Raw genomic sequence first — 23,303 nt, 5'->3', positions numbered from 1 at the left:
CCCTGATGTCAGACTCTCCCAGGTTCTCGATGGAGATGTAGTGTTCGGTGCCCTCGTGAGCTTCGAACGTACGTGTATCGGTGATGATCGCCGAGCCGTCAGATTGCACCTCGGCAACGATGTCGATGCTGTGAATCGTCGAGGCACTCGCGGGGGCCGGGGCGAAGACAACCAGACATGCTACGAGGCATGCAATCCAGATCTTTTTCATGACCAGCGCGGCATCTCGCTCTTCGTCGCGGTGTTTTCGAAGTACGGTTCGGGCTGGAAGCCGAACAGCGCGCCGACAATCATGGAGGGGAACTGGCTGCGGTAGCGGTTGAGCTTGGTGACGGAGTCGTTGTAGAACATGCGCGAGAAGCGGACGTTATCCTCAAACCTCGTAACGGTATCCATCGCCTGGCTGTAGGTCTCGGAGGCGCGCAACTGCGGGTAGTTCTCGGCAAGCGCGTTGAAGCGCGCGAGCGTGCCGGCAAACGCCTGGTCGTCGTTGGCCACATCAGCAGGCGTGGAATCTGGCCGAAGCGGCACGCGATGCTGGGTGACCTGCAAGAGGGTTTCGGCCTCGTGCTGGGCGTACTGCCGGGCCGCCGCAATGACGGACGTGAGCGCGTCCCAGCGAGATTCGATCTGCGTTGCGATTTGGCCCATCGCGTTGCGGACGTTTTCGCGCAAGCGCACGAAGCGGTTGTATGTGGCGATGACCCAACCGATGAGGGCAACGATCACGACTGCGAGAATGATCAAAATGATTGTGGCTGTTGAGAATTCCATGCCTCAATTATCACATCGAGGTATGCGTTCATGACGGTCGTCTCATAGAGAGTTCTCCCCAGCAGCAAGCCAAAATGCCCGAGTTAACCGAATTGTTACGCTCGGGATGAGCAGCGGACCACTCTCAGCCACCCGCCGTTTACGTGATCAGCCGCGAGGTTGCGGAGCAAGCTGGAGGTCAGGCTTGAGCTTGCCTGCGCGCGGTGAGACGAGCGCGATCGGGCGATCGCCGTTGAAGGCGGCAGCGGGCCAAGCCTCACTGCGAGCGCCCCACGAGACCGGCTCGCGCGCGTCAATGAAAATCCCGTTCGATAGCGCTGCCTCTTCCGCGTCGTCGATCGCGATGACGGGAAACACGGCGTTGCATACCTCGTCCATCGGCGCCGCCGGCAGCGAGTCGCCGCGAAGGGCGATATCGCGCAGATCGCTCACGCGCGCGGCATCGGCCACATCCCACGGGCCAATGCGGGTGCGGCGCAGCTCGGTCAGGTGCGCTTGCGTACCAAGTGCACGCCCGAGGTCTCGCGCCAGCGCGCGCACGTACGTTCCTGCCGAGGCGGTCACCACGACGTCGAACTCCACCGTTGGCACCGGCGTGCCCGCAACCGTCGCGAATCCTGATACGAGATCCGACGTGCGCTCGAAGCGGTGGATATGGATCGGGCGCGCGGCCAGCTGGACGTCCTGCCCCGCTCGGGCGAGGTCGTGGGCACGTAGTCCATCAACCTTGATCGCCGAGACCGTGGCGGGCACCTGCATGATCTCGCCCGTCAGATCAGCGATCGCGGCGTCGACGCGAGCCGCATCGACGTCCGGCGCATCGGCGGCGTACAGCGCCCCATCGGCGTCGTCGGTATCAGAACCCACGCCGAGGCAGATGCGGGCCGTATACGTCTTCTCGGCGCCCACGAGGTACTGGATGAGCTTGGTCGTGCGGCCGGTGGCAATGATAAGCAGGCCAGTGGCCATCGGGTCGAGCGTGCCGGCGTGGCCCACCTGCCGCGTTGCGCCAAGGCGGCGCATCGCTCCCACCACGTCGTGGCTGGTGACTCCCTGATCCTTATCGATCAGGAAGACTCCCTCAGACGCCGAGGAGCCGCGGGGCAATTCACCCCACGGCTTCACTCGCGAAATGCGGGCAATCGCTCGCTCGCGATTGCGTTCGTGCCCCTTGCGCACTAGGCGTTCGGCTCGTTCGCGCCGGGCTTGGCGTCAGCGCCGGGCTCGCCGTCAGCTCCGGGCTCGCCGCCTGCGGCTTCCACGTCCTCGCTCTTGTGCTTGCGATACGGATCCGCCTCTCCCGCGGGCGTTGCACCCGCGGCCCGGCGGCGAATTTCCTCGTCGCGCGCCCGAGCAACGGCGAGCAGGTCTTCCATCGTCTTCGCCGAGTCCGGCAACGCATCGGGAATGAACTCGATCGACGGCGTGAGGCGTAGTCCGAGCTGCTTGCCCACCGAGGAGCGGATCATGCCGGTGGCCGACTCGAGGGCCTTGCCCGACTGGATGCGCTCCTCGTCGGAGCCCATCACCGTATAGAACACGGAGGCGTGCTGCAGATCGCCCGTCACGCGCACGTCCGTCACCGTCACCATGCCAAGGCGCGGATCCTTGAGCTTGCTATCGATGAGCCGGGCAACGATCTGCTTGATCTGATCCGCGACTCGATCTACGCGTGTATTGGCCATGGTGGTCTCCTAACCTCGCATTGAACTCGCACCATTGTACGCGAGCGCCCGCCCCGGCATGTGTGCCAAGGCGGGCGCTACGCTTTGGGCGATGTACCGAACAGGCTCGACTAGTCGCGAGCCTTTTCGCGCATCTCCCAGGTCTCGATGAGGTCACCCTCATGGATGTCGTTGTATCCGAGTGTGATACCGCACTCGAAGCCTTCGCGAACCACCGAGACGTCGTCCTTCTCGCGGCGCAGCGACTCGATCTCGAGATCTGGCGCCACAACCACACCGTCGCGAACAAGGCGTGCCTTGTGACCGCGATTGATGGTGCCCTTGCGGACGATCGAACCGGCGATATTGCCGAACTTGCCCGAGCGGAAGACCTGACGGATCTCCGCCGTACCAACTTCGACTTCCTCGTAGATCGGCTTGAGGCGGCCCTTGAGAGCCGCTTCGACATCGTCGATGGCGTCGTAGATGACGTTGTAGAACTTCATCTCTACACCCTCGGCGTCGGCAAGCTCTTGGACGCGCTCGGCCGGGCGGACGTTGTATCCGATGATCACGGCGTTGTCGACAGTCGCAAGATCCACGTCGGACTGCGTCACGGCACCCACTCCGCGGTGGATGACATTGAGTTCGACCTCGCCCTGACCAACCTCGATATCGAGCAGCGAGCTCTCCAGTGCCTCGACGGAACCGGACGAGTCGCCCTTGATGATGAGGTTGAGGTGTTCGACCTTGCCCTGCTCGATCGCGGACGTGAGGTCCTCGAGCGAGATGCGCTTGCGGCGCTTGGCCAGCGTAGCCGCGCGCTTGGCGGTTTCGCGGCGCTCGGCGATCTGGCGAGCCGTGCGGTCGTCGTCGGCAACGATGAGCTGGTCTCCAGCTCCCGGAACCGAGGTCAGACCCAGCACCTGCACCGGACGCGACGGGCCGGCTTCGCTCACCTGGTTGCCATGCTCGTCGATCATCGCGCGGACGCGGCCGTACGCCGTTCCGACGACGATCGAATCGCCCACGTGCAACGTTCCGTCCTGGATGAGGGCGGTGATGACCGAGCCGCGGCCCTGATCGAGCTTGGCTTCGATAGCCACGCCACGGGCCGGCTTGTCAGCATTCGCCTTCGGCTCCACGAGGACGTCCGAGGTCGCAAGCACCGTCTCGAGCAGTTCCTCGATGTTGGTGCGCTGCTTGGCGGAGACGTCAACGAACGCGACGTCGCCACCGTACTCTTCAGCGACGAGTTCGTACTCGGTGAGCTGGGAGCGGACCTTTTGCGGATTCGCGCCGTCCACGTCGATCTTGTTAACAGCGACGACGATCGGCACTTCTGCGGCCTGCGCGTGGTTGATTGCTTCCACGGTCTGGGGCATAACGCCGTCGTTCGCGGCGACCACGAGGATCGCAACGTCGGTGACGTCCGCACCGCGGGCACGCATCTGCGTAAACGCCTCGTGACCGGGGGTATCAATGAAGGTGATCGCGCGGCGTTCACCCTCCACGTCAACGCGGGTCTGGTAGGCACCGATGTTCTGGGTGATGCCACCGGCCTCGTCCGTCGCCACGTCGGCGTTACGGATCGCATCCAGAAGCGCCGTCTTTCCGTGGTCGACGTGACCCATGACGGTGACGACCGGCGGACGCTCGGCGAGATCCTGCGGATCCTCCTCGGCACGCTCGGCGTCGATATCGATGTCGAATGCCTCGAGAATCTCACGATCCTCGTCCTCGGCGCTCATGATCTTGATGTCATAGCCAAGCTCGGCGCCAAGAAGCTGGAACGTGTCCTCATCGAGCGACTGATTGGCGGTTGCCATCTCGCCCATGCGGAACAGGACGGTCACCAGCGCTGCCGGATCGGCGTCGATACGCTCTGCGAAATCTGCCAGCGAGGAGCCCGCGCGCACGCGAACCTCTTCACCGTTGCCGCGGGGTACTTGGACGCCCGCGAGCATCGGTGATTGCTGCTCTTCAAATTCTTGCCTCTTCGTGCGCTTCGACTTACGCCGACCGCGACCGCCTTGACGGCCAAACGCACCTGCTGTGGAGCCACCGCGAGCCTTACCGCCCGAGCGGACGAATCCGCCGCCTGGACGCTGACCCGGTGCTCCGCCGCCGCCACCAGGACGGCCGCCGCGGCCACCACGGCCGCCACGCTGGTTATCCGGACGCTGAATCTGCTCCGGCATGATGTTCGGCGATGGACGGGGACCGCCACCACGCTGCGGGCGCGGAGCGCCTTCACGCTGCTGGCGCCCACCCTGCTGCTCCTGACGCATGCCCTGCTTGGGCGCGAAGGGGCTGTTGCCGGGCCGCGGACGACCCATGCCCTGCTTCGACGCGAACGGGCTGTTGCCCGGGCGCGGACCACGGCGACGCTGCGGACGCGGCGGGGCCGCCTCGCGAGCTGCTCGGGCGGAGGCAGCGGCCTCACCCGGGGTCGCCATCGGACGCGATGCTTCCTTCGGCTTGTCAGCGGGCTGTGCCGGCGCCTTGGGCGCGGCGGCCTTGGGAGTCTTCGGGGTAGCCTTCGGCTCCTGCTCCTCGCGCTGAGCGGTTTCCTGCTCGGGCGCGGCCTGCTCCACAACGTCGAACGGTGTGGGAGGTGCCTCCTGCACCGGTGCTGCGGCCTCAGTAGGCGCTGCATCCTCGGTCTTCTCCTGCGCGGCGGGTGCCTTCGGTCCGGGCTTCGCGCTGGTCGGGGTCACCGAATCGCTCTTGGCCTCTGACTTCTTGGCAGCCTTCTTTGCAGGCTTCTTCGCCGCCTTTTCCCCGATCAGCTCGGGATGCTTTTCGTAGTATTCGCGTGCTTTACGCACGACGGGGGCCTCGATACTCGAGGACGCCGATTTAACGAATTCGCCATTTTCTTTCAGCACATCCAGAAGCTCTCTGGACGTCACGCCGATTTCCTTGGCGAGCTCATGTACGCGGACTCTTGCCACTTTTCTCCTTCATTGTGGGTCCGCGCACGTCGGCGTCAGACCTCTTGCAGACAGCTCATCGCTGGGTACTCATCGGGTGCCCATGGGCTCTCTACCCGCTTTCATCTCTGGGAGCACGTTGCTCCATGGTCGTACGAAGCCAAGCTTGCACGGCGTCGGTGTTCATGGGGCCACGAAAGGCCCGGTTGAACGCCCGCTTGGTCAGTGCCAGCCTGAGGCATTCGGGCGTGGGATGGACCCACGCTCCTCGGCCCCCTCGCTTCGAGTCGGCATCAACACACACTGTGGAGTCGATCGCGACGAAGCGAAGAAGTTCAGTTGCATGCGCTACGGTTCGGCAACCGATACATGTGCGCTGGTTGATGGCGCGCGGTGACGATGTAGGCATACCTGCCCTAGTTTACCCGACGAACCGCCCTCTAAACGAGGACAGCACGTGAGGTTGCTCAACTATTCCGAGTCTTGGGACACCTTGCGGATGTCGATGGACCAGCCGGTCAGCTTGGCCGCCAGACGCACGTTCTGCGCCTCCTTGCCGATCGCGAGGGAGGCCTGATCGTCGGGCACGATCGCGCGGGCCTGGCGGGTATCCGAATTGAGGATGTCCACGCGAATCACCTTCGCCGGCGAAAGCGAGGCGGCGATGAACGCCGCGATGTCGTCGTCGTAATCGACGATGTCGATCTTCTCGCCCTGAAGCTCCTGCGTCACCGCACGCACGCGCTGGCCGTTTGGACCGATGCACGAGCCCTTGGCGGCGACCGACGGATCGTTGGACCACACCGCGATCTTCGATCGGTGGCCGGCCTCGCGAGCCAGGGCCACGATCTCCACGACGCCCGAATCGATCTCCGGAACCTCGGTCGCAAAAAGTTGGCGCACGAAATCGGGGTGCGAGCGCGAGAGCCGAATGGAGGCGCCTCTCGGGGTGACCGAGATGTCGAGGATGAGCGCGCGGATGAGGTCCCCGCGGCCAAAGCGTTCGGTGGCCACCTGCTCCTCTGAGCGCAATAGGCCTCGATTCTCGCCGAGATCCACGAACATGTCGCGGTTATCCGGGCTCGAACCGGCGTTTCCTTCGACGGTGCCGGCCACGATCTCGCCCTGCTTGCCTTGGAAGTCACCGAGGATTCGGGCGGATTCGGCGTCGCGCAGACGCTGGGCAATGATCGAGCGGGCAGTGGAGGTGGCGATGCGGCCGAAATCGTTCGGGGTGTCGTCAAATTCGCCGATGACCTCCCCGTCCTCATCAAGCTCGGGAGCCCACACCGTGACGACGCCGGTCGAGCGGTTGAGCTCGATACGCGCGTCCTTGATCGCGCCCGGGGCGCGGTTGTAGGCGTGCAAGAGTGCGGCCTCAATGGCCTCAAGAAGAATGTTCAGATCAATTCCGAGCTCGGATTCAACGATCCGAAGCTCATTCATCGAAATATCCACGTCGCCTCCTAAAACTCGAGTTTGACTTGGGCTGTGGACACGGAGTCTAGCTTGATCTCGCGCGCGTGGCCGTCAACGCTCACGATCGCGGTATCGCCGTGCAGCTCCTCGATGCGCCCGTCGAACTTTGTGCCGTCCTCGAGCTGGAATGCGACGAGGCGGCCTTGTGCGCGAGAGAAGTGCCGCGGCTCGGTCAGGGTGCGTTCAGCGCCGGGCGTCGACACCTCGAGGTTATACGTGCCCGCGATCGGATCGGCCTCGTCGAGGATCTCCGAGACTGCACGGGTCACGGCCGCCAGCGCATCGGAATCCACTCCCCCAGGACCTTCCGGGATATCAACCGTCACAACAAGGGCGGAATGCTTTCCGGCGCGGTTGAGTTTGACCTCTTCAAGGTAGAGGCCATGGTCCTCAACTGCTGGGCGTAGCAGATCTACAATCTCGTTTTCCTTAGACATGGTGCCAATGTTACCCCCGCATTGTGGCAGGATAAAGTCATGCCACAACGTCGATCTGGCTCCACGCTTATGTTTATTGGGGCTCTTCTGCTCGGTATAGCGATTTTCGCCCTTGTCATGGTGGTCATGGGTGCGCGCCTTGAAAAGGACGTCTCACCCGCCCCGGCCAGTACGCAGGAGGTCGAGCGCCAAGAGCTCGCCGCTCGCACGCAACAGATTGCCGACGACGGCGGCGACGTCGCCGATTATGGCGAGGAATGGACGAATGCCCTTGGTGGCGTCTGGGTGCCGTGGCCGGATGGAGCGCCCGAGGATTACACGAATCCGCCTCTTCCTGATCTGCCAGCGGGCGATACGAACTCGGCTCTGCTCGAGCTGTCGGCAACGGCCCTCGGCTCGGATCTGGGCCCGGTCACCACGTCAATGGGCGTCTCGGCGCTGACGCTGGGAGCGGCCGACGCGAGCCAATGTGGTGATTATGATCTCGCAACCGTGGCCGGGATCGCGAACACTGGCGTGGCGGTCGAGAACATAGAGAGCGCTCGCCAGTTGCTCGAGCTTCATGCCGCTGAGCTCGAGATCGGCACGCGCGATTCCGAACTCGAACGCATCGCGCTCCTATCCGATCTGCTTGACGCACAACTTGCGGCCGGCGCGCCAGATACCCGCCCGGCCCTCGTTGCCGAACCAGACGAAGGCGAGCACGTTGCGGCGGCCTACGAGACGGTGATTGATCAGCTGACGTTCAGCGCGATGACGTCCGATGCGGACGGTAAGCAGCACGTGGCGGCGTTCATCTGCCATCTCAACCAGTACCCGGATGCGCCCCAGATCGAGGCGCTACCCGGATTGAGCTTGGTCGGAACCGCCGACGCGGCCGGATGAGTCCTGCCGGCTAGGCCGGATGAATCCCCCGGCTAGGCCGGAAGGAATCTAGGCAATGACTCGCATGCGCGGGTCGGCGAGCTCCAGCACGGCCTCTCGCGCGGCGGCGGCGCTTGGCGCAAGGAGCGTCGCGTCAGCCATCGCACGGCAGGTCGCCATGTCATGGATCGCGAGCGCGGCTCGCACGGCCGGAACCTTGCGCACTGCCATCGACAGCGACGTCACGCCCAAGCCGACGTAAACGAGCGCGAGCAGGGGGTCACCTGCGGATTCGCCGCACACGCCCACGGGCTTGTCGAGCGCCGCGTCACACGTGGAGTTGACGAGGTCGATGACGGCGGGTTGCCGTGATCAACTCGATGAGTTGGCTGAGCTCATTGGAAAATTGACCGAATTTTCTAAACCATGAACGGGGCGGAGGCCATCGACCTCCGCCCCGCCAGGTTCCTAACTCAGAAGCTTGCGCATCTCGTCTGCTGCGTCCGCCACCGCTACCTCCACCGAGGTACCGGCGCGCCGGTCGCGAAGCTCCACAACGCCGTTCTTCAGGCCTCGGCCCACCACAATCGCGTAAGGGAGCCCGAGCAGCTCGTAATCCTTGAACTTCACGCCCGCGGAGACCTTCTGTCGGTCGTCGTAGATGACCTCCACTCCCCCTGCGCTCAGCTCCTCGCCGATCTTCTCGGCGGTCTCGAACACCTCGTCCTCCTTGCCGGTCGCAAGGATGTGAACGTGGGCCGGAGCCACGTCGATGGGCCACTTCAAACCGATCTCGTCGTGATTGAGCTCGGCGAGCGCAGCCACGATTCGCGACACGCCGATACCGTACGAGCCCATCGTCACCACAACGGCCTTGCCGTTCTGATCGAGCACCTTGAGATCGAGCGCCTCGGCGTACTTGCGGCCGAGCTGGAAAATGTGACCAATCTCGATGCCGCGCTGGATGCGCAGCGGGCCGGAGCCGTCCGGCGCCTCGTCGCCCTCGCGCACCTCAACCGCTTCGATGAAGCCATCGGCTTCAAAATCTCGGCCGTAGACCACGTTGAACGAGTGCTTCTGATCGGCGTCGCCGCCGGTAATCCACGCGGATCCTCGGCGCACGTGCGGATCGAGCAGGTAGCGCACCGACCCGGACGGATTGCCGTCCTCATCGGTGGTGCGGTTCGGCGAATTCGGGCCGATGTTCGTGGGGCCGATGTAGCCGGGCACGAGTTCGGGGTGCTTCTCGATGTCTTCTGGCGTGGCCATCTCGATCTCGGCCGGGGCCATGTTCGCTTCGATACGCTTCAGGTCGGCCTCGCGGTCTCCTGGCATACCGATCACGAGCAACTCGCGCTCGCCGTCGGGATGGGTGGCCACAACCACGACGTTCTTCATCGTGTCGGAGGCCTGCCACGGGCGGTCCTCACGCGGGCGCACCTCGTTGGCGAAATCCACGAGAGCCGCGATCGTCTTCGAATCCGGCGTGTCGAGCGTGTCGAGCTCGGGAATATCCGAGTAGTCGAGATCCTCCTGCGCCGGCGTGGTCACGGCCTCGGTGTTGGCGGCAAACCCGCCGTCGGACACGACGAACGTATCCTCGCCGACCTCGATCGGCGAGAGGAACTCCTCGGAGCGCGATCCACCCATGGCGCCGGATGTCGCCTGCACAATGACGTAGGGCAGGCCCATGCGCGTGAAGGTCTTTTCGTACGCATCGCGCATGATCTGGTAGGACGCGTCCAGACCGGCGTCGTCGATATCGAACGAATACGCATCCTTCATGACGAATTCGCGCGTGCGCAGCAGGCCGGCGCGCGGGCGCGCCTCGTCACGGTACTTGGTCTGGAACTGGTAGAGGTTCAGCGGCAAATCCTTGTAGGAATTGCACATGTCCTTGACCGCGAGGGTGAACATTTCCTCGTGCGTGGGCGCGAGCAGGTAGTCGTTGTCGCGGCGATCCTTGAGGCGGAACAGGTTCGGCCCGTAGTCGTCCCACCGCCCGGTTGCTTCGTACGGCTCGCGCGGGAGCAGAGCCGGGAAGTGCATCTCCTGCGCGCCAGCGGCGTCCATCTCCTCGCGAATAATCTGCTCGACCTTGCGCAACACGCGCAGGCCCAGCGGAAGCCACGAGTACACGCCCGGCGCGGCGCGGCGAATATAGCCCGCGCGCACGAGCAGCTTGTGGGAATCGACCTCAGCGTCCGCGGGATTCTCGCGGAGGGTCCGGACAAAAAGTTTCGACATTCTTAGCACGGGCACATTCTAACCCGCTCGCCGAAGGGTTGCGGAATCCACCCACCACGAACCTAGGCGCCGTGATCGACGACGCCGTCACAGCAGGATCGTCGAATACATCCCCACGGTCTCGAATCCGGCTTTTTCGTAGACTCGCACGGCGGCCACGTTGTAGTCGTTGACGTAGAGCGAGACGGTGGGAACGATCTCGGCGGTGATCGCTTGCGAGACCGTCACCATGGCCCGCGAGGCAATGCCCTGCCCGCGCAGATCCGGCGCGGTCCACACGCCCTGAATCTGAGCGACTCCCCCGGCAAGCGCGCCGATGTCGGCCTTGAACTCCACGCGCTGCTCTCCGTCCGGCCCCGGGCCCATCCGAACGAAGGTGCGCCCGTGGCGCACGAGGTTGTGGACGCGCTGGGCGTAGGCATTGCCGTAGATCGTGGGGTCGTAGCCGACCTCCTCGGCAAACATCGCCACCGACGCCGGCACTACTAGGCCGCCTTCCCCAAGCTCGGCAGGGCGCACCTGCGGATCGGGAGCCACCTGCTCCGTCCCCTTGTAGACCATCGATAGCTGGCGTTCGCGAATCTCGCGCGGCTTGGAATAGCCCCGTTGGACGCGCTCCCACAACGGCATCACCTGATCGGCGGGGCCCACCAGCGAATTGCACAGCTGGCGCGTGCTCAGCAGGTGGTCGGCCAGGATGTCGAGGCCGTTGTCATCAAAGCCGTAGGGCACGAGGTTTGCCCCGTTCCAGCACACGGCGGTGAGGTTGCCGTCGTCGTCGAAAAGGCCCAGTGCGTGGGCCGGGCGCGTCACGTCCTGCTCAATGGGAACGCGCGCCAAAATCGTGGCGACTGGATCTTGATCGAGAAGCGCGATCGCCGCGCTCTTATCGAAAGCGCTGAGCCGCCGGAGCCGCGAGCGGCGCAGCCACCTCACTAGACGATCACTTCGGGCGCGGACTCGGGATCTTCGGCGAGCCCGAGCTCTTCGGCGACGATCCGGGCGCGTCGGATAAGAGTCTCCACAATCTCCTCTTCGGGAACGGTCTCCACGACCTCGCCCTTGACGAAGATCTGGCCCTTGCCATTGCCCGATGCAACGCCGAGGTCGGCTTCGCGAGCCTCACCCGGTCCGTTCACCACACAGCCCATGACGGCCACGCGCAGCGGGAACGTCACGTCCTTCAGGCCTTCGGTCACCTCATTGGCGAGCGTGTACACGTCCACCTGCGCACGGCCACACGAGGGGCAGGACACGATCTCGAGCTTGCGCTCGCGCAGCCCGAGCGAGCGCAGGATCTCCTCGCCCACCTTGACCTCCTCGACCGGCGGGGCCGAGAGGGAGACCCGAATCGTGTCTCCGATACCCTGGCTCAGCAGCGCGCCGAACGCCACGGCCGACTTGACAGTGCCCTGGAATTCCGGCCCGGCCTCGGTCACGCCGAGATGGAGCGGCCAGTCCCCTGCCTCGGAGAGCAGTTCGTACGCGCGCACCATCGTCACCGGATCGTGGTGCTTGACGGAAATCGCAAAGTCATAGAATCCGGCCTCTTCGAACAGCCGGGCCTCGTTGACGGCCGACTCGACCAACGCCTCAGGCGTGGCCTTGCCGTACTTCTTCAGCAGGCGCGGATCGAGCGAGCCCGCGTTAATGCCGATGCGCATCGCCGTGCCGTTCGCGTTAGCGGCCGCGGCGATCTCCGGGATCTTGTCATCAAACTTCTTGATATTTCCCGGATTCACGCGCACGCCCATGCCGGAGTCGATCGCGGCGAACACGTAGCGCGGCTGGAAATGGATGTCGGCCACCACGGGAATCGTGGACTGCTGGGCGATGATAGGCAGGGCGTCGGCGTCCTTATCGGTGGGGCACGCAACGCGCACGATGTCACAGCCAGCGGCCGTCAATTCGGCGATCTGCTGGAGCGTTGCGCCGATGTCGTGCGTCTTCGTCGTCGTCATCGACTGGACGCTCACCGGGGCGTCGCCGCCCACATAAACGTCGCCCACCTTGATCTGGCGGGTCTTCTTGCGCGGGCGAAGAACCTCCGGCTCTTCTTTCACGGACGGGATACCAAGCGATACAGGATTATTCACGCCTCCGATTATGTCACCTTGCGCAGTGTTTTACAGTGGCGCACACCGCGTCAGACGACCGGATTGACGATGTCGGCGACGACGAGCAGGACAGTCATCATAATGAGCCCCGCAAACACGAGGTAGCTCAGCGGTAGCAGGCGCGCGGTATCGAACGGGCCGGGAACGGGTTTGCCCTGTGCCTTCGCGATTGTGCGGCGCGTTCCCTCGATCGTGGCGCCGAGGATGTGCCCGCCGTCGAGCGGCAAAAGCGGGATCATGTTGAACATGAATAGGGACATGTTCAGCCCCGCGAGAAGCAGGCTGAGATCGGCAATCCGATCCCACGCGCCGTAATTGTCGTTTTGCGTGGACGTGATATTCCCCGCGATATCCGCGATGCCCACAATTCCCACCACGCCGGTGGCGTCCCGTTCCGCGCCGGTCACGAGATCCGCGGCCGTGTTCCACAAATGAACCGGCAGATTGATAAGCACCTTACCCGTGGTGAGCGTGAAGTCCCACGTGTACCCGGGCACCGCCGTGATCGGCTGGCGTTCGCGCTCGCTGGTCGGCGATATTCCGGCGTACGGCACCTCGCGCATGACCGGCTCCCCCGCGTCGTCGAGGACGATCTGCCCGTCCTCGATCACCGGGCGTTCCATCGGGGTGGGGTGGATGACCACGTCGGTCTGCTCGCCCTCGCGTTCGACGCGCACCGTGATCGGGCCCGTCCCGCCGGCGGCGATGGCCTCGGAGAGCTCTGGCCAGTTGGACGTGGGCGTGTTGCCCCACGCCACGATCGTGTCGCCGAGCTGAAGATCCGACTGTGCCGCGGGGCTCGGTGGATGCTCGGCGTCGCACTCCTCGACCTGCCCCACGCACGGCGTGATGGCGCCGACCTGGTTCGTCAGGCTCGGCAAGCCGACACCGGAGATGACCACGCCGATAAAGATGGCCGCCAAAACGAGGTTCGTGAGAGGCCCGCCGAACATGACGACGAGCTTTTCGCGAGCGCGCAAGCGCCAAAAAGCCTGATGTTCCTCGCCTGGCTTGAGATCTTCGGCAGAGGCTCGGCGCGCTTCCTCGGCCATGGTGAGCTGGCCGTTCTTGTGCGTGCGAACGCCTTCTTTCGCGGGCGCGAGCATGCCGGCCATCTGCACGTATCCGCCCAGAGGGATCGCCTTCAGGCCGTATTCGGTGCCGCCGCGGGTGGTTGACCACAGGGTCGGACCAAATCCGATGAAGTACTGGGAGACCTTGACCCCGAACTTCTTGGCGGGGATGAGGTGGCCCAGTTCATGGATGCCCACGGAAAGGAGCAGGCCAGCGATAAGGAAGAGGATGCCAGGCAGCGAGCCCACTTAAACCCCCAGGATGCGGCGTGCGTTCTGACGAGCCCACGCATCGGCGCCGAGCACTCCCTCGAGGTCAACGGAGCCGCCGGCGTCGAAGGAAGCGAGCACGTCAGCCACCGTATCGACGATCTCGAGGTAACCGATCCTGCCCGTCCTGAACGCCTCCACGCACTCCTCGTTCGCGGCGTTGAGCACGGCCGGGTGAAGGGCGGAGGCGGCCACGGCCTGCCGAGCAAGGGTGATCGCGGGGAACACGTCGGCGTCGAATGGCTCGAAGGTCCACGCCACCGGCGCGTCCCACGCACACGGCGTCGAGACGTCGTGAAGGCGCTCGGGCCACGAGAGCCCGAGCGCGATCGGGAGCTTCATGTCGGGTGGAGAGGCCTGCGCGATGGTCGAGCCGTCCACAAATTCCACCATCGAATGGATGACGGACTGCGGGTGGACGACCACCGTGATGTCGGCCGAGTCGATGTCGAACAGGTAGGCGGCCTCGATGAGCTCGAGGCCCTTATTGACGAGCGTGGAGGAATTGATGGTCACAACCGGACCCATGTCCCACGTCGGATGGTTGAGCGCCTGCTCCGGGGTCACGGCCGCGAGCTGCTCGCGCGTCCATCTGCGGAACGGCCCGCCCGATGCGGTCAGGACGAGTCGGCGAACCTCCGACTCCCCCGTCACCACGGGCGAGGTCAGACCCTTTTCGTGGCGGCCCGAGCGCAGCGCCTGCGCGAGCGCCGAATGCTCCGAATCCACGGGCACGATCTGGCCGGGCCAGGCCATCGCGTCGGCAATGAGGCCGCCGCCGATGACGAGGGATTCCTTGTTCGCGAGCGCGAGGGTCGCGCCGGACTCGAGCGCGGCGAGCGTGGGGCGCAGACCGATCGATCCGGTGATTCCGTTAAGCACGACGCCGGAGTGTTCGGCCGTTCCTGACAGCGAGCCGGCGAGTGCAACCATGGCCTCCTCGCCGGTGTCCACCTGAGGAGCGGGCGCGCCCTGAGCGATCGCCTCCCACGCGGCGGCAAACTCGTCCGCCTTGTCGGCTGCGATCGCCACGCGCGGGACGTCAAAGTCCAGCGCCTGCCGCGCCAGAAGATCGATGTTTGCGCCGCCTGCACCGATGCCGAGCACGCGGAACTGACCCGGATGAGAGTCGATGACTTCGAGCGCTTGGGTGCCGATCGATCCTGTCGAACCAAGGAGTACGACGTCGCGCATTACTCGACCGCCAGCAGCACGGTCACGGCGCGGTCAAGATACACATCCACAACCGACTCCGAATACGCCTCTGCCCCGCGAGCCTTGTCAAAGATCGCCGAGCGCAGGGCAGTGGAGGTCATCGCCGAGTTGCCCGAGAAGTAGTCGGCTAAGCGGCCCATAAGCTCATCAACGTCGGCCTTGGCGTAACCCGAGCCGTCGGCGTCGGCGAACTTCTCGCCGTCCGGGCGCAGCAGACGCGGGTAGAGCGTCTGCGCAAGTGCGTAGGCGGTCTCGAGCCAGGCGTCCTCGCCCTCGGACTCCATGACGCGGGCACGGCGTCGTTGAATAAAAGCCGCCTCCAAGCGGTCCAACGCCGCGTCAACGAGCCGCGGATCATAGCCATTGCGCACCCACTGGAACGCCGAGGAGCGCACTGTCGTCTCGTCGATGCCCAGCGAGTCGTCGCCGGCATAGGCGCTCTTGGCCTTGGTGAGGAACGAGTCCACCTGGTCCGGGTTGTACCCCGAATTCCACGTGCCCGCTCGCTTGAACGTGTCTGCCATGTCTCCCCCTACGATCCCATCGCAGCCAGCTGGTCCGCAAAGTCTTTCGGTTCCTCGCGGTGTTCGGACAGCCGTGCCTCAACCGCTTCTTGGGCCTTCTTCGCACGGCGCGCGACGTTGTCGCGATCCACCACTTCGGCGGCGAGCTGCCCGCATGCCCCGTCAATATCGGATCCGCGCGTGTCTCTGACCGTGGTCGAAATGCCCTCTGCAATAAGTGTATCCACGAATGTGCGGGTGGCGGCATCCGTCGAGGCCGTCCAAATACTTCCCGGCGTGGGATTGAGCGGGATCGGGTTGACGTGCGCCCAGCCGTTGCCTCGGCGGTTGATCTCGGCGGCGAGCAGTTCGGCGCGCCACTTGTGATCGTTCATGTCCTTGATCAGCGCGTATTCGATCGACACGCGCCGGCCGGTCTTGACGAAGTACAGGCGCGCGGCGTCGAGGAGCTCGCCGACCTTGTATCGCGAATTGATCGGGATGAGGTCATCGCGCAGGCCGTCGTCGGGCGCGTGGAGCGAGACCGCGAGCGTGACCGGCAGGCCCTCGAGCGCAAGCTTCGTGATCGCGGGAACGAGGCCGACGGTGGACACGGTGACGTGCCGTGCCGACATTCCGAAGCCCTCGGGGGCTGGATCAATCATGCGGTGCAGCGATTCGCGCACGGCCGGATAATTCGCCATCGGCTCGCCCATGCCCATGAACACGACGTTCGTGATGCGCGTGGGCTCGCCCAGCGCGCCAGATTGCGCGATCTCCCTGTTCAGGCGCAGTTGCTCAACGATCTCTGCGGCGCTGAGGTTGCGCGTGAGGCCGGCTTGGCCGGTGGCGCAGAACGGGCAGGCCATGCCGCAGCCGGCTTGCGAGGACAGGCACAGCGTTGCGCGGTCCGGGTACGCCATGAGTACGGATTCCACGACGACGCCGTCGAACAGCTTCCACAGCACCTTCAGCGTGCGACCGCCGTCGGCTGACTGCTCGGAAACCTTCTCCATGAGCGGCGGGAGCAGGCTCGCCACGAGTTCCTCGCGGCCCTCTTCGGGCAGGTCAGTCATCTGCGCGGGGTCGATCGTGCCGTGCGCGAAGTAGTGATTGGAGAGCTGGTCGGCGCGGAAGGCAGGGTGGCCCATCTCCTCGAGAAGGGCGCGCCGATCATCACGGCTGAGGTCGGCAAGGTGGCGCGGCGGCTTCCCGCGGCGCTTTTGCTTGAAGGTGAGGTTGAGTTCTCGCCCTGATTCATTGCGTGGTCTTACTTGCTTGCGATGTTCCATAGGTTCTCCATTGTGCCAGCGAAGCGGCGCGATTAGAACAGACCGAGCCCGAGGGCGAACAGGAGATAGCACACGGGCGCGCAAAACAGGATCGAATCGATGCGATCAAGCATGCCGCCGTGGCCGGGAAAGAGCGATCCCATGTCTTTGACCGTCAGGTCCCGCTTGAGGAGCGATTCAGCGAAATCGCCGGCCGTGGCGAAAACCGGGGTGAGGAGCCCGAACGCGATCACCCAGTACCACGCCATGCCTAGCACGAGCCCGCACATGAGCCACGCGATGAGAAGGGCGGCGAGCACGGATCCAACGAAGCCTTCCCACGACTTCTTCGGCGAGATCGAGGGCGCGATGGGGTGGCGGCCGAACAGCACGCCGGCGAACCATCCGCCGGTGTCATTGGCGACGGGCAGCAAGATGAAGGCCAAGATGACGAGCGCGCCGTCGGGCATCGCAGCCATCGCGATCGCGAAGTTGCCGATCAGACCGATCCATCCGAGGGCAAATCCGCCCGCGAGCGCGTCGGTGATCCCCATGGGCCGGCGCGCGTTCCACACGATCGCCACGGCACACGTGATGAAGTAGATGAGGATGCCGACCCCCAGCCCCTTCATCCACACGGCAACGAGCATGATCGATTGCCCGATAAGGAGCGGGATGAGCGGAATTGCGAATTGGCGGGCCATGAGCGCACCCGCCATCTCCCACAGGGCGATCCCAAGCGCGAGCACCACAAGCGCCACGAACGCCTCGATACGAATGAATAACGTCAGCCCGACGATCGCCAGGAGCACCAGCGCCGTGGGAACCGCCAGCCACAGATTTCGCCCGGCTCTCGAGACCGTCTCCTTAGGCGGCTGTGGCGGACGAGGCACAAGCCGCGAGAGAATGCTCGCGGCTTGTGTTGGTTCGGAACCGCTCATTCCTAGATCTCCATGAGATCTGTTTCTTTGCCCTCAAGAAGTTCGTCAACCTGGTCAGTAAAACGCTTGGTGACCGCTTCGAGTTCCTTCTCTCCGCGCTCGACCTCGTCCTCACCGGCGTCGCCATCCTTCTTGATGCGCTCCAGCTCCTCCTTGGCCTTGCGGCGAATTCCGCGGATCGAAATGCGGGCATCCTCGGCCTTCGACCGGGCGAGCTTGACGTACTCCTTGCGGCGCTCCTCGGTGAGAGCCGGCAGGTTGATACGAAGCACCTGACCGTCGTCGGTGGGGTTCACGCCCAGATCAGCTTCCTGAATCGCACGCTCGATGTCCTTCATGGCCGAGCGGTCGTAGGGAGAAATGATGATCATGCGTGCCTCGGGCACCGTCACGGACGCAAGCTGCTGGAGCGGCGTCGGCGCCCCGTAGTAGTCCACGAGCAGCGACGTGAAGAGTTCCGGGTTTGCTCGACCCGAGCGGATCTTTGAAAATTCGTTACGCAGCGCGCCGATGGACCTTTCCATCTTGTCGTCTGCCTCAAGCAGTGCTGTTTCAATCATGGTGTCCTCAGTTCGTAGTTACCAATGTTCCAATGTCGTCGCCGCGAAGGGCACGAGTGACGTTTCCGGGCTCCACCATGCCAAAGACGCGCATCGTCATGCCATTATCTTGGCACAGCGAGAACGCTGCGGCATCAACTACGCGCAGGCCCTGGCGAAGAGCCTCCTCGTAGGTGATGTGATCGAGCTTGACCGCATCCGGGTTCGCGCGCGGATCGTCGTCGTAGACGCCGTCGACCCCGTTCTTGCCCACCAGCAGCTCGTCACACCCGAGTTCGAGCGCTCGCTGGGCTGCCACCGTGTCCGTCGAGAAATAGGGCATGCCCGCGCCCGCGCCGAAGATGACCACGCGGCCCTTCTCAAAGTGGCGGATCGCGCGCAGCGGGATGTACGACTCCGCCACCTGCGCCATGCTGATCGCGCTTTGCACGCGGGTGGGAATGCCCGCACTCTCAAGGAAGTCCTGAAGCGCCACGGCGTTAATAACCGTGCCGAGCATGCCCATGTAATCGGCACGCGCGCGATCCATGCCCGCTTCCTGGAGTTCGGCTCCGCGGAAGAAGTTTCCGCCGCCTACAACGACGCCGATCTCGATGCCGTCGTCCGCAGCCGCCTTGATCTCGCCAGCGATACGGGTGAGTACCGCCGTGTCGAGGCCAACCTTTCCTCCTCCAAAAACCTCACCGGAAAGTTTGAGAAGGACGCGACGACGCTTGACACGTTCTGTCATGACAAGACCTTTCTGATCGGCTAATTGGCGGGGTCCTCGATCCGGACCCGGTCGGCTGGTTAGCACCTCGAGTAGGTGGCACCTCGGCTGGTTGGCACCTTGGCTGGCGCGCTGGATGGCGCCCGCGGTGGTGCTTGCCCAAGTTTAGCGCATCCGCCCCCAGTTCGAATCTCTGCCAAACAGGCGATCGAGTTCGCGCCGCTCCTTCTTCGTTGGCCGGCCGGTGCCCTGCTCGCGGCGCATGACGGGCACGTAGACCCGCGGGCGCTCCGGCGTGAGGTCCTCATAGCATTCGCGGGCAACCGGCGCTCCCACGCGCTTCACGATGAGTTTCTTGACCTTGAGGATACGGTCCCAGCCTTGGACGCGGTAGCGCACCGTATCCCCCACCTTGACCTTCGTGGCGGCTTTGACGGGCTCGTCATTGATTCGCACGTGGCCAGCGCGACACGCGGCCGTCGCCGCCGAGCGGGTCTTGACCTGACGCACCGCCCACAGCCATTGATCAATTCGTGCCGAGTCCATGTGCACAGTCTACGGGGCGGGGCGCCGTCAGGCGGATTGGCGACGGCGTACGGGGCGGCGTTGGCGTACGCGCCGGGACGTCGTCGTGCTCCGTGCTGGGACGTCGTCGTGCTCCGTGGGACGTCGTCGTACCTCACGCGCTCGACCGCCGTCGTCCCGTGGCCTACGTAACTGCGGGCCGCGCGGGCAAGGTCTAAGATTTGAGTGGTGATGGCGCCTCGTGCGCCATTTTTATTGCATAAGAGTATTGAGGTCAACATGAGCATCTCGGGAGCCGGCCCGCAGCCTAATCAGGCGGGCGACAACCCACGCTATATTCGAATCGCGGGATCGGATCGCATTTACGATCGCAACAAACTCCTCATCGTTCTGCTCGTGCCACTCATGATGACGCTCATGCAGATCTCGGCCGTCAACAACGTGCTGTCCGCGATGGGCGAGGCCGTCTCCGCCTCGGATTCGCAGCTCCAGTGGGTGCTGTCGGGCTACGCGCTCGCGGTGGGCATCGTGCTCGTTCCCGCGGGTCGCATAGGAGATATCTTCGGGCGATCATCAGTGTTCGTCATCGGGTTCGCGATCTTCACGCTTGCCTCGTTCCTCGTTGGTCTTGCTAACGACGCCAACGTCCTCAACATGCTACGCATCTTGCAGGGCTTCGGAGCGGGCGTGCTCTCCCCGCAGACCACCGGCCTGATTCAGCAGTACTACACCGGCCAGGCGAGGGCGCGAGCGTTCGCACTGTTCGGGCTCGTGGTGTCCATGTCGGTTGCCGTAGGACCGCTGATGTCCGGCGCGCTCATCGGCATCCTCGGCGGCGAGACGGGATGGCGCTGGTCGTTCATCATCAACTTCCCCATCGGAATCATCGGGCTCATCCTGGCCATCATTTGGCTCCCGTTCGGCAAGGAGCGGCGCCACGTCGGGCCGAATAAGGACAAGGCGCGCAGCGAATACATCGAGGCGAAGAAGGCCAAGGGCGCGCCGTACAAGAAGCGCGCTCGCATCGACCTCGATCCGCTCGGCATGCTCATGCTTGTTCTCGCCGTGCTCGGCGTCATGCTGCCCTTCATGTCCACCGGCGAGACGTGGGTGTGGGCGCTCTTCCCCGCTGGCGTGCTGCTCTTTGGCCTGTGGCTGGTGTGGGAGCGCCGCTACAAGAACCGCGGCCGCGAACCGATGGTCGACCTCGACCTGTTCAAGATCAAGACCTTTTCGTACGCCGCGGCAATCTCTGCCGTGCAGTTCCTCGGAATGACGTCGATCTTCGTCGTCCTCGCACTCTTCCTGCAACGCGGGCTCGACGCCACCGCACTCCAAGTCGGCCTCGTCTCTCTGCCCAACGCGCTGATCTCCGGCTACGCCGCCATGTGGTCCGGCAAGCGCGCTGTTGAACACGGGCGCGGCGTGCAGGTGATGGCTCTTATCCTCATGCTCGTCGGCGTGCTGGGATCCGTCGCCGTCATCTGGGGTGTCGAATACGGCATCTCGTTCTGGTGGCTCATGATTCCGCTGACCGTGCTCGGCTTTGGCCAAGGCGCGATGGGCGCGGCCAACCAGACCCAGTCGATGCTGGACGTGCCGGCCACCGCTGGAGGCACCGCCGGTGGCGTCATGCAGACCGGTCAGCGCATTGCGACGGCCATCGGCAACGCCATCATTACCGCGATCTTCTTCCTCGGCCAGCGGCTCTATGCCGGCGACGACGGCTGGTACATCGGCATCATCCTGGCCTATGTCGCCGTCATCTTCTTCATCGTCCTCGCGCTCGTCATCTCGATCGCCTTCTGGCGAGACGGATACAAGGAGCGCCACGGCGAGCTCGCAAAGTAGTCCCCGGCGTCGGGAAAAACTCGGGCCCCGACGTCGGGAAGAAACTCAGCCCTCGCGGAACTCGATGCCCGTGCCACCCTCGGGGTACTCCCAGTGGAGCACCCCCGGATCGGCGACGGCCAGGCACGTGCCGCACTCGAGGCACGCGGCCGTCTCGATTGAGATCGTGCCGTCGTGTTCTTCGCGGTAGACGTGGGCGGGGCAAATTGCAACGATGCGCTTGCCCGTGCCGGTGGCTTTCGCGAGTTCCTGATTGATGGAGATATGCGGGCGGTCGCCGGTGTGGAACACGTTCTTGGCGAGGCGTTCGTTGATGGACCCTGGTTCAAACGTCATGATGTCCTCCTAGAGCGCCCGAATCGCGCCGACTCCGGCACGAACCAGTTCGCGAATCTTGATGCCGGACGCGGCGAACGCGTCCTTGGCCACGGCGGCGAGGTGCTTGCGCGGCGTGAGGTCGTGGTCGTAGACGCGGTGGAACACGTCTGCCAACAGCGGGCCAACCTCGGTGAATAGGATCGAATTATTCGCGAGGAACTCCGGAGCGTGCCGGTACGTGTGCATGTCCTTGCCGACGTAGGTCGACTGGTAATCCTCGACGTAGCGGTTGAGCTGGATCCGCGAGTAATCGCCCTTGCCGAGCGCCTCGTCGACGGCGCGAGCAGCCGACATCGCCGACCCCGCCGCCAAGTCCATGCCACGCACCGTGAGTCCCGTGTTGAGAGTGAACCCAGCGGCGTCGCCGATAAGCACCATGCCGTCGTGGACGATGTTCTCCTGCATGACCTCCCCGCCTTCGGCTACCAGGTGGCAGCCGTACTCGAGGAGCTCGCCGTCCTTGAGGAAGGGCGCGAGGTACGGGTGGGAGATGAGGTGGTCGTGGACGTCCGACGACGCGAGCCCCGATTTGGTCAGCTCTTCAAGCATGAGAACGACGCCGATCGAGACCGTGTCCTTGTTCGTGTACAGGAATCCGCCGCCCGGCACGCCCATCGTGGCATCGCCCACGATCGCGTATGCGGCGCCCTCATTACCTGTGAGGTTGAAGCGCTCCTTGACCGCCTCTTCCCCAATCCTGATCACCGACTTCACGCCCAGGCCCAGGTGCTTAGGTTCAAACTTGTGGCGGACCCCGGCTTCTTGGGCAAGGAAGGAGTTAATGCCTTCGGCCACGATCGTCACCTTTGCGCGCATCTGCTCCCCGCCAGCTTCGATGCCGGTGAAGTGGGTGCCCTCGCGCAGGAGGCGATCGACCTTGATGCCGGGAATGATTGAGACGCCGGCTTCCTCCGCCTGCTGGGCGAGCCACGGATCGAGGTGAGCTCGTAGGACTGACACCGCGTTGGCGGGCTCGCCAAGGCGTGGATCCCAGTAGTCGATGTTCACGGAATTGTCTTTGTTGAGGAAGCTCAGGGTGTGGCGGGTGATGACGCGTTCCACGGGTGCTTCGGTGATGAAATCCGGGAAGACCTGCTCCATCACGCGGCAGTAGAAGACGCCGCCAGAGAGATTCTTCGATCCAGGTTCAACGCCACGTTCGATGAGGAGAACTTCGTGGCCTTTGCGCGCCAGCTGGGTTGCCGCAACCGTGCCTGCAACGCCTGCGCCGACGACAATTACGTCGAAATCATATTCCATGGACGTCCTTTCCTATGCAGGCAACCCTATATCAATCGTTTTTCCAGAGCATTCGCAGGCAGGCGCTGGCCAGGGCAGCCTCGTGCACACGAGCCCCCAGCGTCTCCGCGCACCACTCGCGCTCCCGGCGTCTCCGCGCACACGAGCCCCCAGCTAAGTGGGGCAAGTTTCCACCAAACCGGGCAGGAACTTCCTGCCCCACTTGACCATTTCCTGCACCGTTTGCGAA

The 23,303-nt window shown here is 64.2% G+C and carries 23 protein-coding genes and 1 pseudogene; 2 read left to right on the top strand and 22 right to left on the bottom strand.

Annotated features, from left to right (window positions below):
* The 8 genes from ACHFFR_RS05745 to rimP form a co-directional block, all read right to left on the bottom strand.
* Nucleotides 1-211, bottom strand: a 211-nt coding sequence (locus tag ACHFFR_RS05745; RefSeq protein ID WP_394263318.1) for a hypothetical protein, incomplete at its 3' end; no start/stop codon positions are given.
* A complete protein-coding gene (locus tag ACHFFR_RS05740) occupies nt 208-774 on the bottom strand; it encodes a LemA family protein (protein WP_394263317.1) in 567 nt (188 codons plus the stop codon). The genes ACHFFR_RS05745 and ACHFFR_RS05740, both read right to left, overlap by 4 nt.
* A 147-nt stretch (nt 775-921) precedes the next feature.
* Nucleotides 922-1,953: a tRNA pseudouridine(55) synthase TruB gene (gene truB, locus ACHFFR_RS05735; protein ID WP_394263316.1), complete on the bottom strand. Its 1,032-nt coding sequence runs from the start codon at nt 1,951-1,953 to the stop codon at nt 922-924.
* Nucleotides 1,953-2,459, bottom strand: coding sequence for a 30S ribosome-binding factor RbfA (gene rbfA, locus ACHFFR_RS05730; protein WP_394263315.1), 507 nt, complete (start codon nt 2,457-2,459; stop codon nt 1,953-1,955). The genes truB and rbfA overlap by 1 nt, the downstream gene beginning before the upstream one ends.
* Nucleotides 2,460-2,569: 110 nt before the next feature.
* A complete protein-coding gene (infB, locus tag ACHFFR_RS05725) occupies nt 2,570-5,395 on the bottom strand; it encodes a translation initiation factor IF-2 (protein ID WP_394263314.1) in 2,826 nt (941 codons plus the stop codon).
* A 91-nt stretch (nt 5,396-5,486) separates the two neighbouring features.
* Nucleotides 5,487-5,783, bottom strand: coding sequence for a YlxR family protein (locus ACHFFR_RS05720; protein WP_394263313.1), 297 nt, complete (start codon nt 5,781-5,783; stop codon nt 5,487-5,489).
* A 62-nt stretch (nt 5,784-5,845) separates the two neighbouring features.
* On the bottom strand, nt 5,846-6,832 hold the full coding sequence (gene nusA / locus ACHFFR_RS05715) for a transcription termination factor NusA (RefSeq protein WP_394263312.1): 987 nt from the start codon (nt 6,830-6,832) through the stop codon (nt 5,846-5,848).
* An 8-nt stretch (nt 6,833-6,840) separates the two neighbouring features.
* Entirely contained in the window at nt 6,841-7,290 is a 450-nt protein-coding gene (gene rimP, locus ACHFFR_RS05710; RefSeq protein WP_394263311.1) for a ribosome maturation factor RimP, read from the bottom strand.
* Nucleotides 7,291-7,329: 39 nt separating this feature from the next.
* Here rimP and ACHFFR_RS05705 point away from each other — a divergent pair, with 39 nt between their 5' ends.
* Entirely contained in the window at nt 7,330-8,175 is an 846-nt protein-coding gene (locus ACHFFR_RS05705) for a hypothetical protein (protein WP_394263310.1), read from the top strand.
* Nucleotides 8,176-8,223: 48 nt separating this feature from the next.
* On the opposite strand, the pseudogene ACHFFR_RS05700 reads toward ACHFFR_RS05705, so the two are convergent.
* The 12 genes and pseudogenes from ACHFFR_RS05700 to ACHFFR_RS05645 form a co-directional block, all read right to left on the bottom strand.
* Nucleotides 8,224-8,511, bottom strand: a pseudogene (locus ACHFFR_RS05700) (putative PEP-binding protein); the annotation flags it as partial.
* 111 nt (nt 8,512-8,622) lie between these two features.
* Nucleotides 8,623-10,410, bottom strand: coding sequence for a proline--tRNA ligase (locus tag ACHFFR_RS05695; RefSeq protein WP_394263309.1), 1,788 nt, complete (start codon nt 10,408-10,410; stop codon nt 8,623-8,625).
* Nucleotides 10,411-10,488: 78 nt separating this feature from the next.
* Nucleotides 10,489-11,337 carry a GNAT family N-acetyltransferase gene (locus tag ACHFFR_RS05690; RefSeq protein ID WP_394263308.1) on the bottom strand — a complete coding sequence of 283 codons (849 nt, stop codon included), beginning with the start codon at nt 11,335-11,337 and terminating at the stop codon, nt 10,489-10,491.
* Nucleotides 11,337-12,497 carry a flavodoxin-dependent (E)-4-hydroxy-3-methylbut-2-enyl-diphosphate synthase gene (gene ispG, locus ACHFFR_RS05685; protein ID WP_394263307.1) on the bottom strand — a complete coding sequence of 387 codons (1,161 nt, stop codon included), beginning with the start codon at nt 12,495-12,497 and terminating at the stop codon, nt 11,337-11,339. Before ispG ends, ACHFFR_RS05690 begins: the two co-directional genes overlap by 1 nt.
* 50 nt (nt 12,498-12,547) lie before the next feature.
* Nucleotides 12,548-13,840, bottom strand: coding sequence for a M50 family metallopeptidase (locus ACHFFR_RS05680; protein WP_394263306.1), 1,293 nt, complete (start codon nt 13,838-13,840; stop codon nt 12,548-12,550).
* Nucleotides 13,841-15,055, bottom strand: a complete 1,215-nt coding sequence (dxr, locus tag ACHFFR_RS05675) for a 1-deoxy-D-xylulose-5-phosphate reductoisomerase (RefSeq protein WP_394263305.1) — start codon at nt 15,053-15,055, stop codon at nt 13,841-13,843.
* Entirely contained in the window at nt 15,055-15,600 is a 546-nt protein-coding gene (locus tag ACHFFR_RS05670; protein WP_394263304.1) for a cell division protein DivIVA, read from the bottom strand. The genes dxr and ACHFFR_RS05670 overlap by 1 nt, the downstream gene beginning before the upstream one ends.
* 8 nt (nt 15,601-15,608) lie before the next feature.
* Nucleotides 15,609-16,871, bottom strand: coding sequence for a 23S rRNA (adenine(2503)-C(2))-methyltransferase RlmN (gene rlmN / locus ACHFFR_RS05665; protein WP_394263303.1), 1,263 nt, complete (start codon nt 16,869-16,871; stop codon nt 15,609-15,611).
* A 32-nt stretch (nt 16,872-16,903) separates the two neighbouring features.
* Nucleotides 16,904-17,791, bottom strand: coding sequence for a phosphatidate cytidylyltransferase (locus ACHFFR_RS05660; protein WP_394263302.1), 888 nt, complete (start codon nt 17,789-17,791; stop codon nt 16,904-16,906).
* A gap of 2 nt (nt 17,792-17,793) precedes the next feature.
* Nucleotides 17,794-18,351, bottom strand: a complete 558-nt coding sequence (frr, locus tag ACHFFR_RS05655; protein ID WP_394263301.1) for a ribosome recycling factor — start codon at nt 18,349-18,351, stop codon at nt 17,794-17,796.
* 7 nt (nt 18,352-18,358) lie between these two features.
* Nucleotides 18,359-19,081, bottom strand: coding sequence for a UMP kinase (gene pyrH / locus ACHFFR_RS05650; RefSeq protein ID WP_394263300.1), 723 nt, complete (start codon nt 19,079-19,081; stop codon nt 18,359-18,361).
* Between the two features lie 144 nt (nt 19,082-19,225).
* Nucleotides 19,226-19,606, bottom strand: coding sequence for an RNA-binding S4 domain-containing protein (locus ACHFFR_RS05645; RefSeq protein ID WP_394263299.1), 381 nt, complete (start codon nt 19,604-19,606; stop codon nt 19,226-19,228).
* A 258-nt stretch (nt 19,607-19,864) separates the two neighbouring features.
* Here ACHFFR_RS05645 and ACHFFR_RS05640 point away from each other — a divergent pair, with 258 nt between their 5' ends.
* Complete coding sequence (locus ACHFFR_RS05640) at nt 19,865-21,436, top strand: MFS transporter (protein WP_394263298.1); 1,572 nt, start codon at nt 19,865-19,867, stop codon at nt 21,434-21,436.
* Nucleotides 21,437-21,481: 45 nt separating this feature from the next.
* Here ACHFFR_RS05640 and ACHFFR_RS05635 read toward each other — a convergent pair whose 3' ends face one another.
* Nucleotides 21,482-21,772: a ferredoxin family protein gene (locus ACHFFR_RS05635; protein WP_394263297.1), complete on the bottom strand. Its 291-nt coding sequence runs from the start codon at nt 21,770-21,772 to the stop codon at nt 21,482-21,484.
* Between the two features lie 9 nt (nt 21,773-21,781).
* Nucleotides 21,782-23,074, bottom strand: coding sequence for an FAD-dependent oxidoreductase (locus ACHFFR_RS05630; protein WP_394263296.1), 1,293 nt, complete (start codon nt 23,072-23,074; stop codon nt 21,782-21,784).
* Nucleotides 23,075-23,303: the final 229 nt, after the last annotated feature.

It is taken from the genome of Trueperella sp. (assembly GCF_043424875.1).
Taxonomy (GTDB): Bacteria; Actinomycetota; Actinomycetes; order Actinomycetales; family Actinomycetaceae; genus Trueperella.
Note: the sequence above shows the minus strand (reverse complement) of the source record. Positions and strands in the feature narration are given on the sequence as shown.

What these genes read in the sequence shown, in the direction of transcription:
- rbfA (WP_394263315.1), bottom strand. Translation starts at nt 2,459, where the DNA reads ATGGCCAATACACGCGTAGATCGAGTCGCGGATCAGATCAAGCAGATC.
- ACHFFR_RS05720 (WP_394263313.1), bottom strand. Translation starts at nt 5,783, where the DNA reads ATGCCTACATCGTCACCGCGCGCCATCAACCAGCGCACATGTATCGGT.
- ACHFFR_RS05660 (WP_394263302.1), bottom strand. Translation starts at nt 17,791, where the DNA reads ATGAGCGGTTCCGAACCAACACAAGCCGCGAGCATTCTCTCGCGGCTT.
- ACHFFR_RS05670 (WP_394263304.1), bottom strand. Translation starts at nt 15,600, where the DNA reads ATGGCAGACACGTTCAAGCGAGCGGGCACGTGGAATTCGGGGTACAAC.
- rlmN (WP_394263303.1), bottom strand. Translation starts at nt 16,871, where the DNA reads ATGGAACATCGCAAGCAAGTAAGACCACGCAATGAATCAGGGCGAGAA.
- ACHFFR_RS05645 (WP_394263299.1), bottom strand. Translation starts at nt 19,606, where the DNA reads ATGGACTCGGCACGAATTGATCAATGGCTGTGGGCGGTGCGTCAGGTC.
- dxr (WP_394263305.1), bottom strand. Translation starts at nt 15,055, where the DNA reads ATGCGCGACGTCGTACTCCTTGGTTCGACAGGATCGATCGGCACCCAA.
- ACHFFR_RS05630 (WP_394263296.1), bottom strand. Translation starts at nt 23,074, where the DNA reads ATGGAATATGATTTCGACGTAATTGTCGTCGGCGCAGGCGTTGCAGGC.
- pyrH (WP_394263300.1), bottom strand. Translation starts at nt 19,081, where the DNA reads ATGACAGAACGTGTCAAGCGTCGTCGCGTCCTTCTCAAACTTTCCGGT.
- rimP (WP_394263311.1), bottom strand. Translation starts at nt 7,290, where the DNA reads ATGTCTAAGGAAAACGAGATTGTAGATCTGCTACGCCCAGCAGTTGAG.
- ACHFFR_RS05705 (WP_394263310.1), top strand. Translation starts at nt 7,330, where the DNA reads ATGCCACAACGTCGATCTGGCTCCACGCTTATGTTTATTGGGGCTCTT.
- ACHFFR_RS05640 (WP_394263298.1), top strand. Translation starts at nt 19,865, where the DNA reads ATGAGCATCTCGGGAGCCGGCCCGCAGCCTAATCAGGCGGGCGACAAC.
- ACHFFR_RS05740 (WP_394263317.1), bottom strand. Translation starts at nt 774, where the DNA reads ATGGAATTCTCAACAGCCACAATCATTTTGATCATTCTCGCAGTCGTG.
- ACHFFR_RS05635 (WP_394263297.1), bottom strand. Translation starts at nt 21,772, where the DNA reads ATGACGTTTGAACCAGGGTCCATCAACGAACGCCTCGCCAAGAACGTG.
- frr (WP_394263301.1), bottom strand. Translation starts at nt 18,351, where the DNA reads ATGATTGAAACAGCACTGCTTGAGGCAGACGACAAGATGGAAAGGTCC.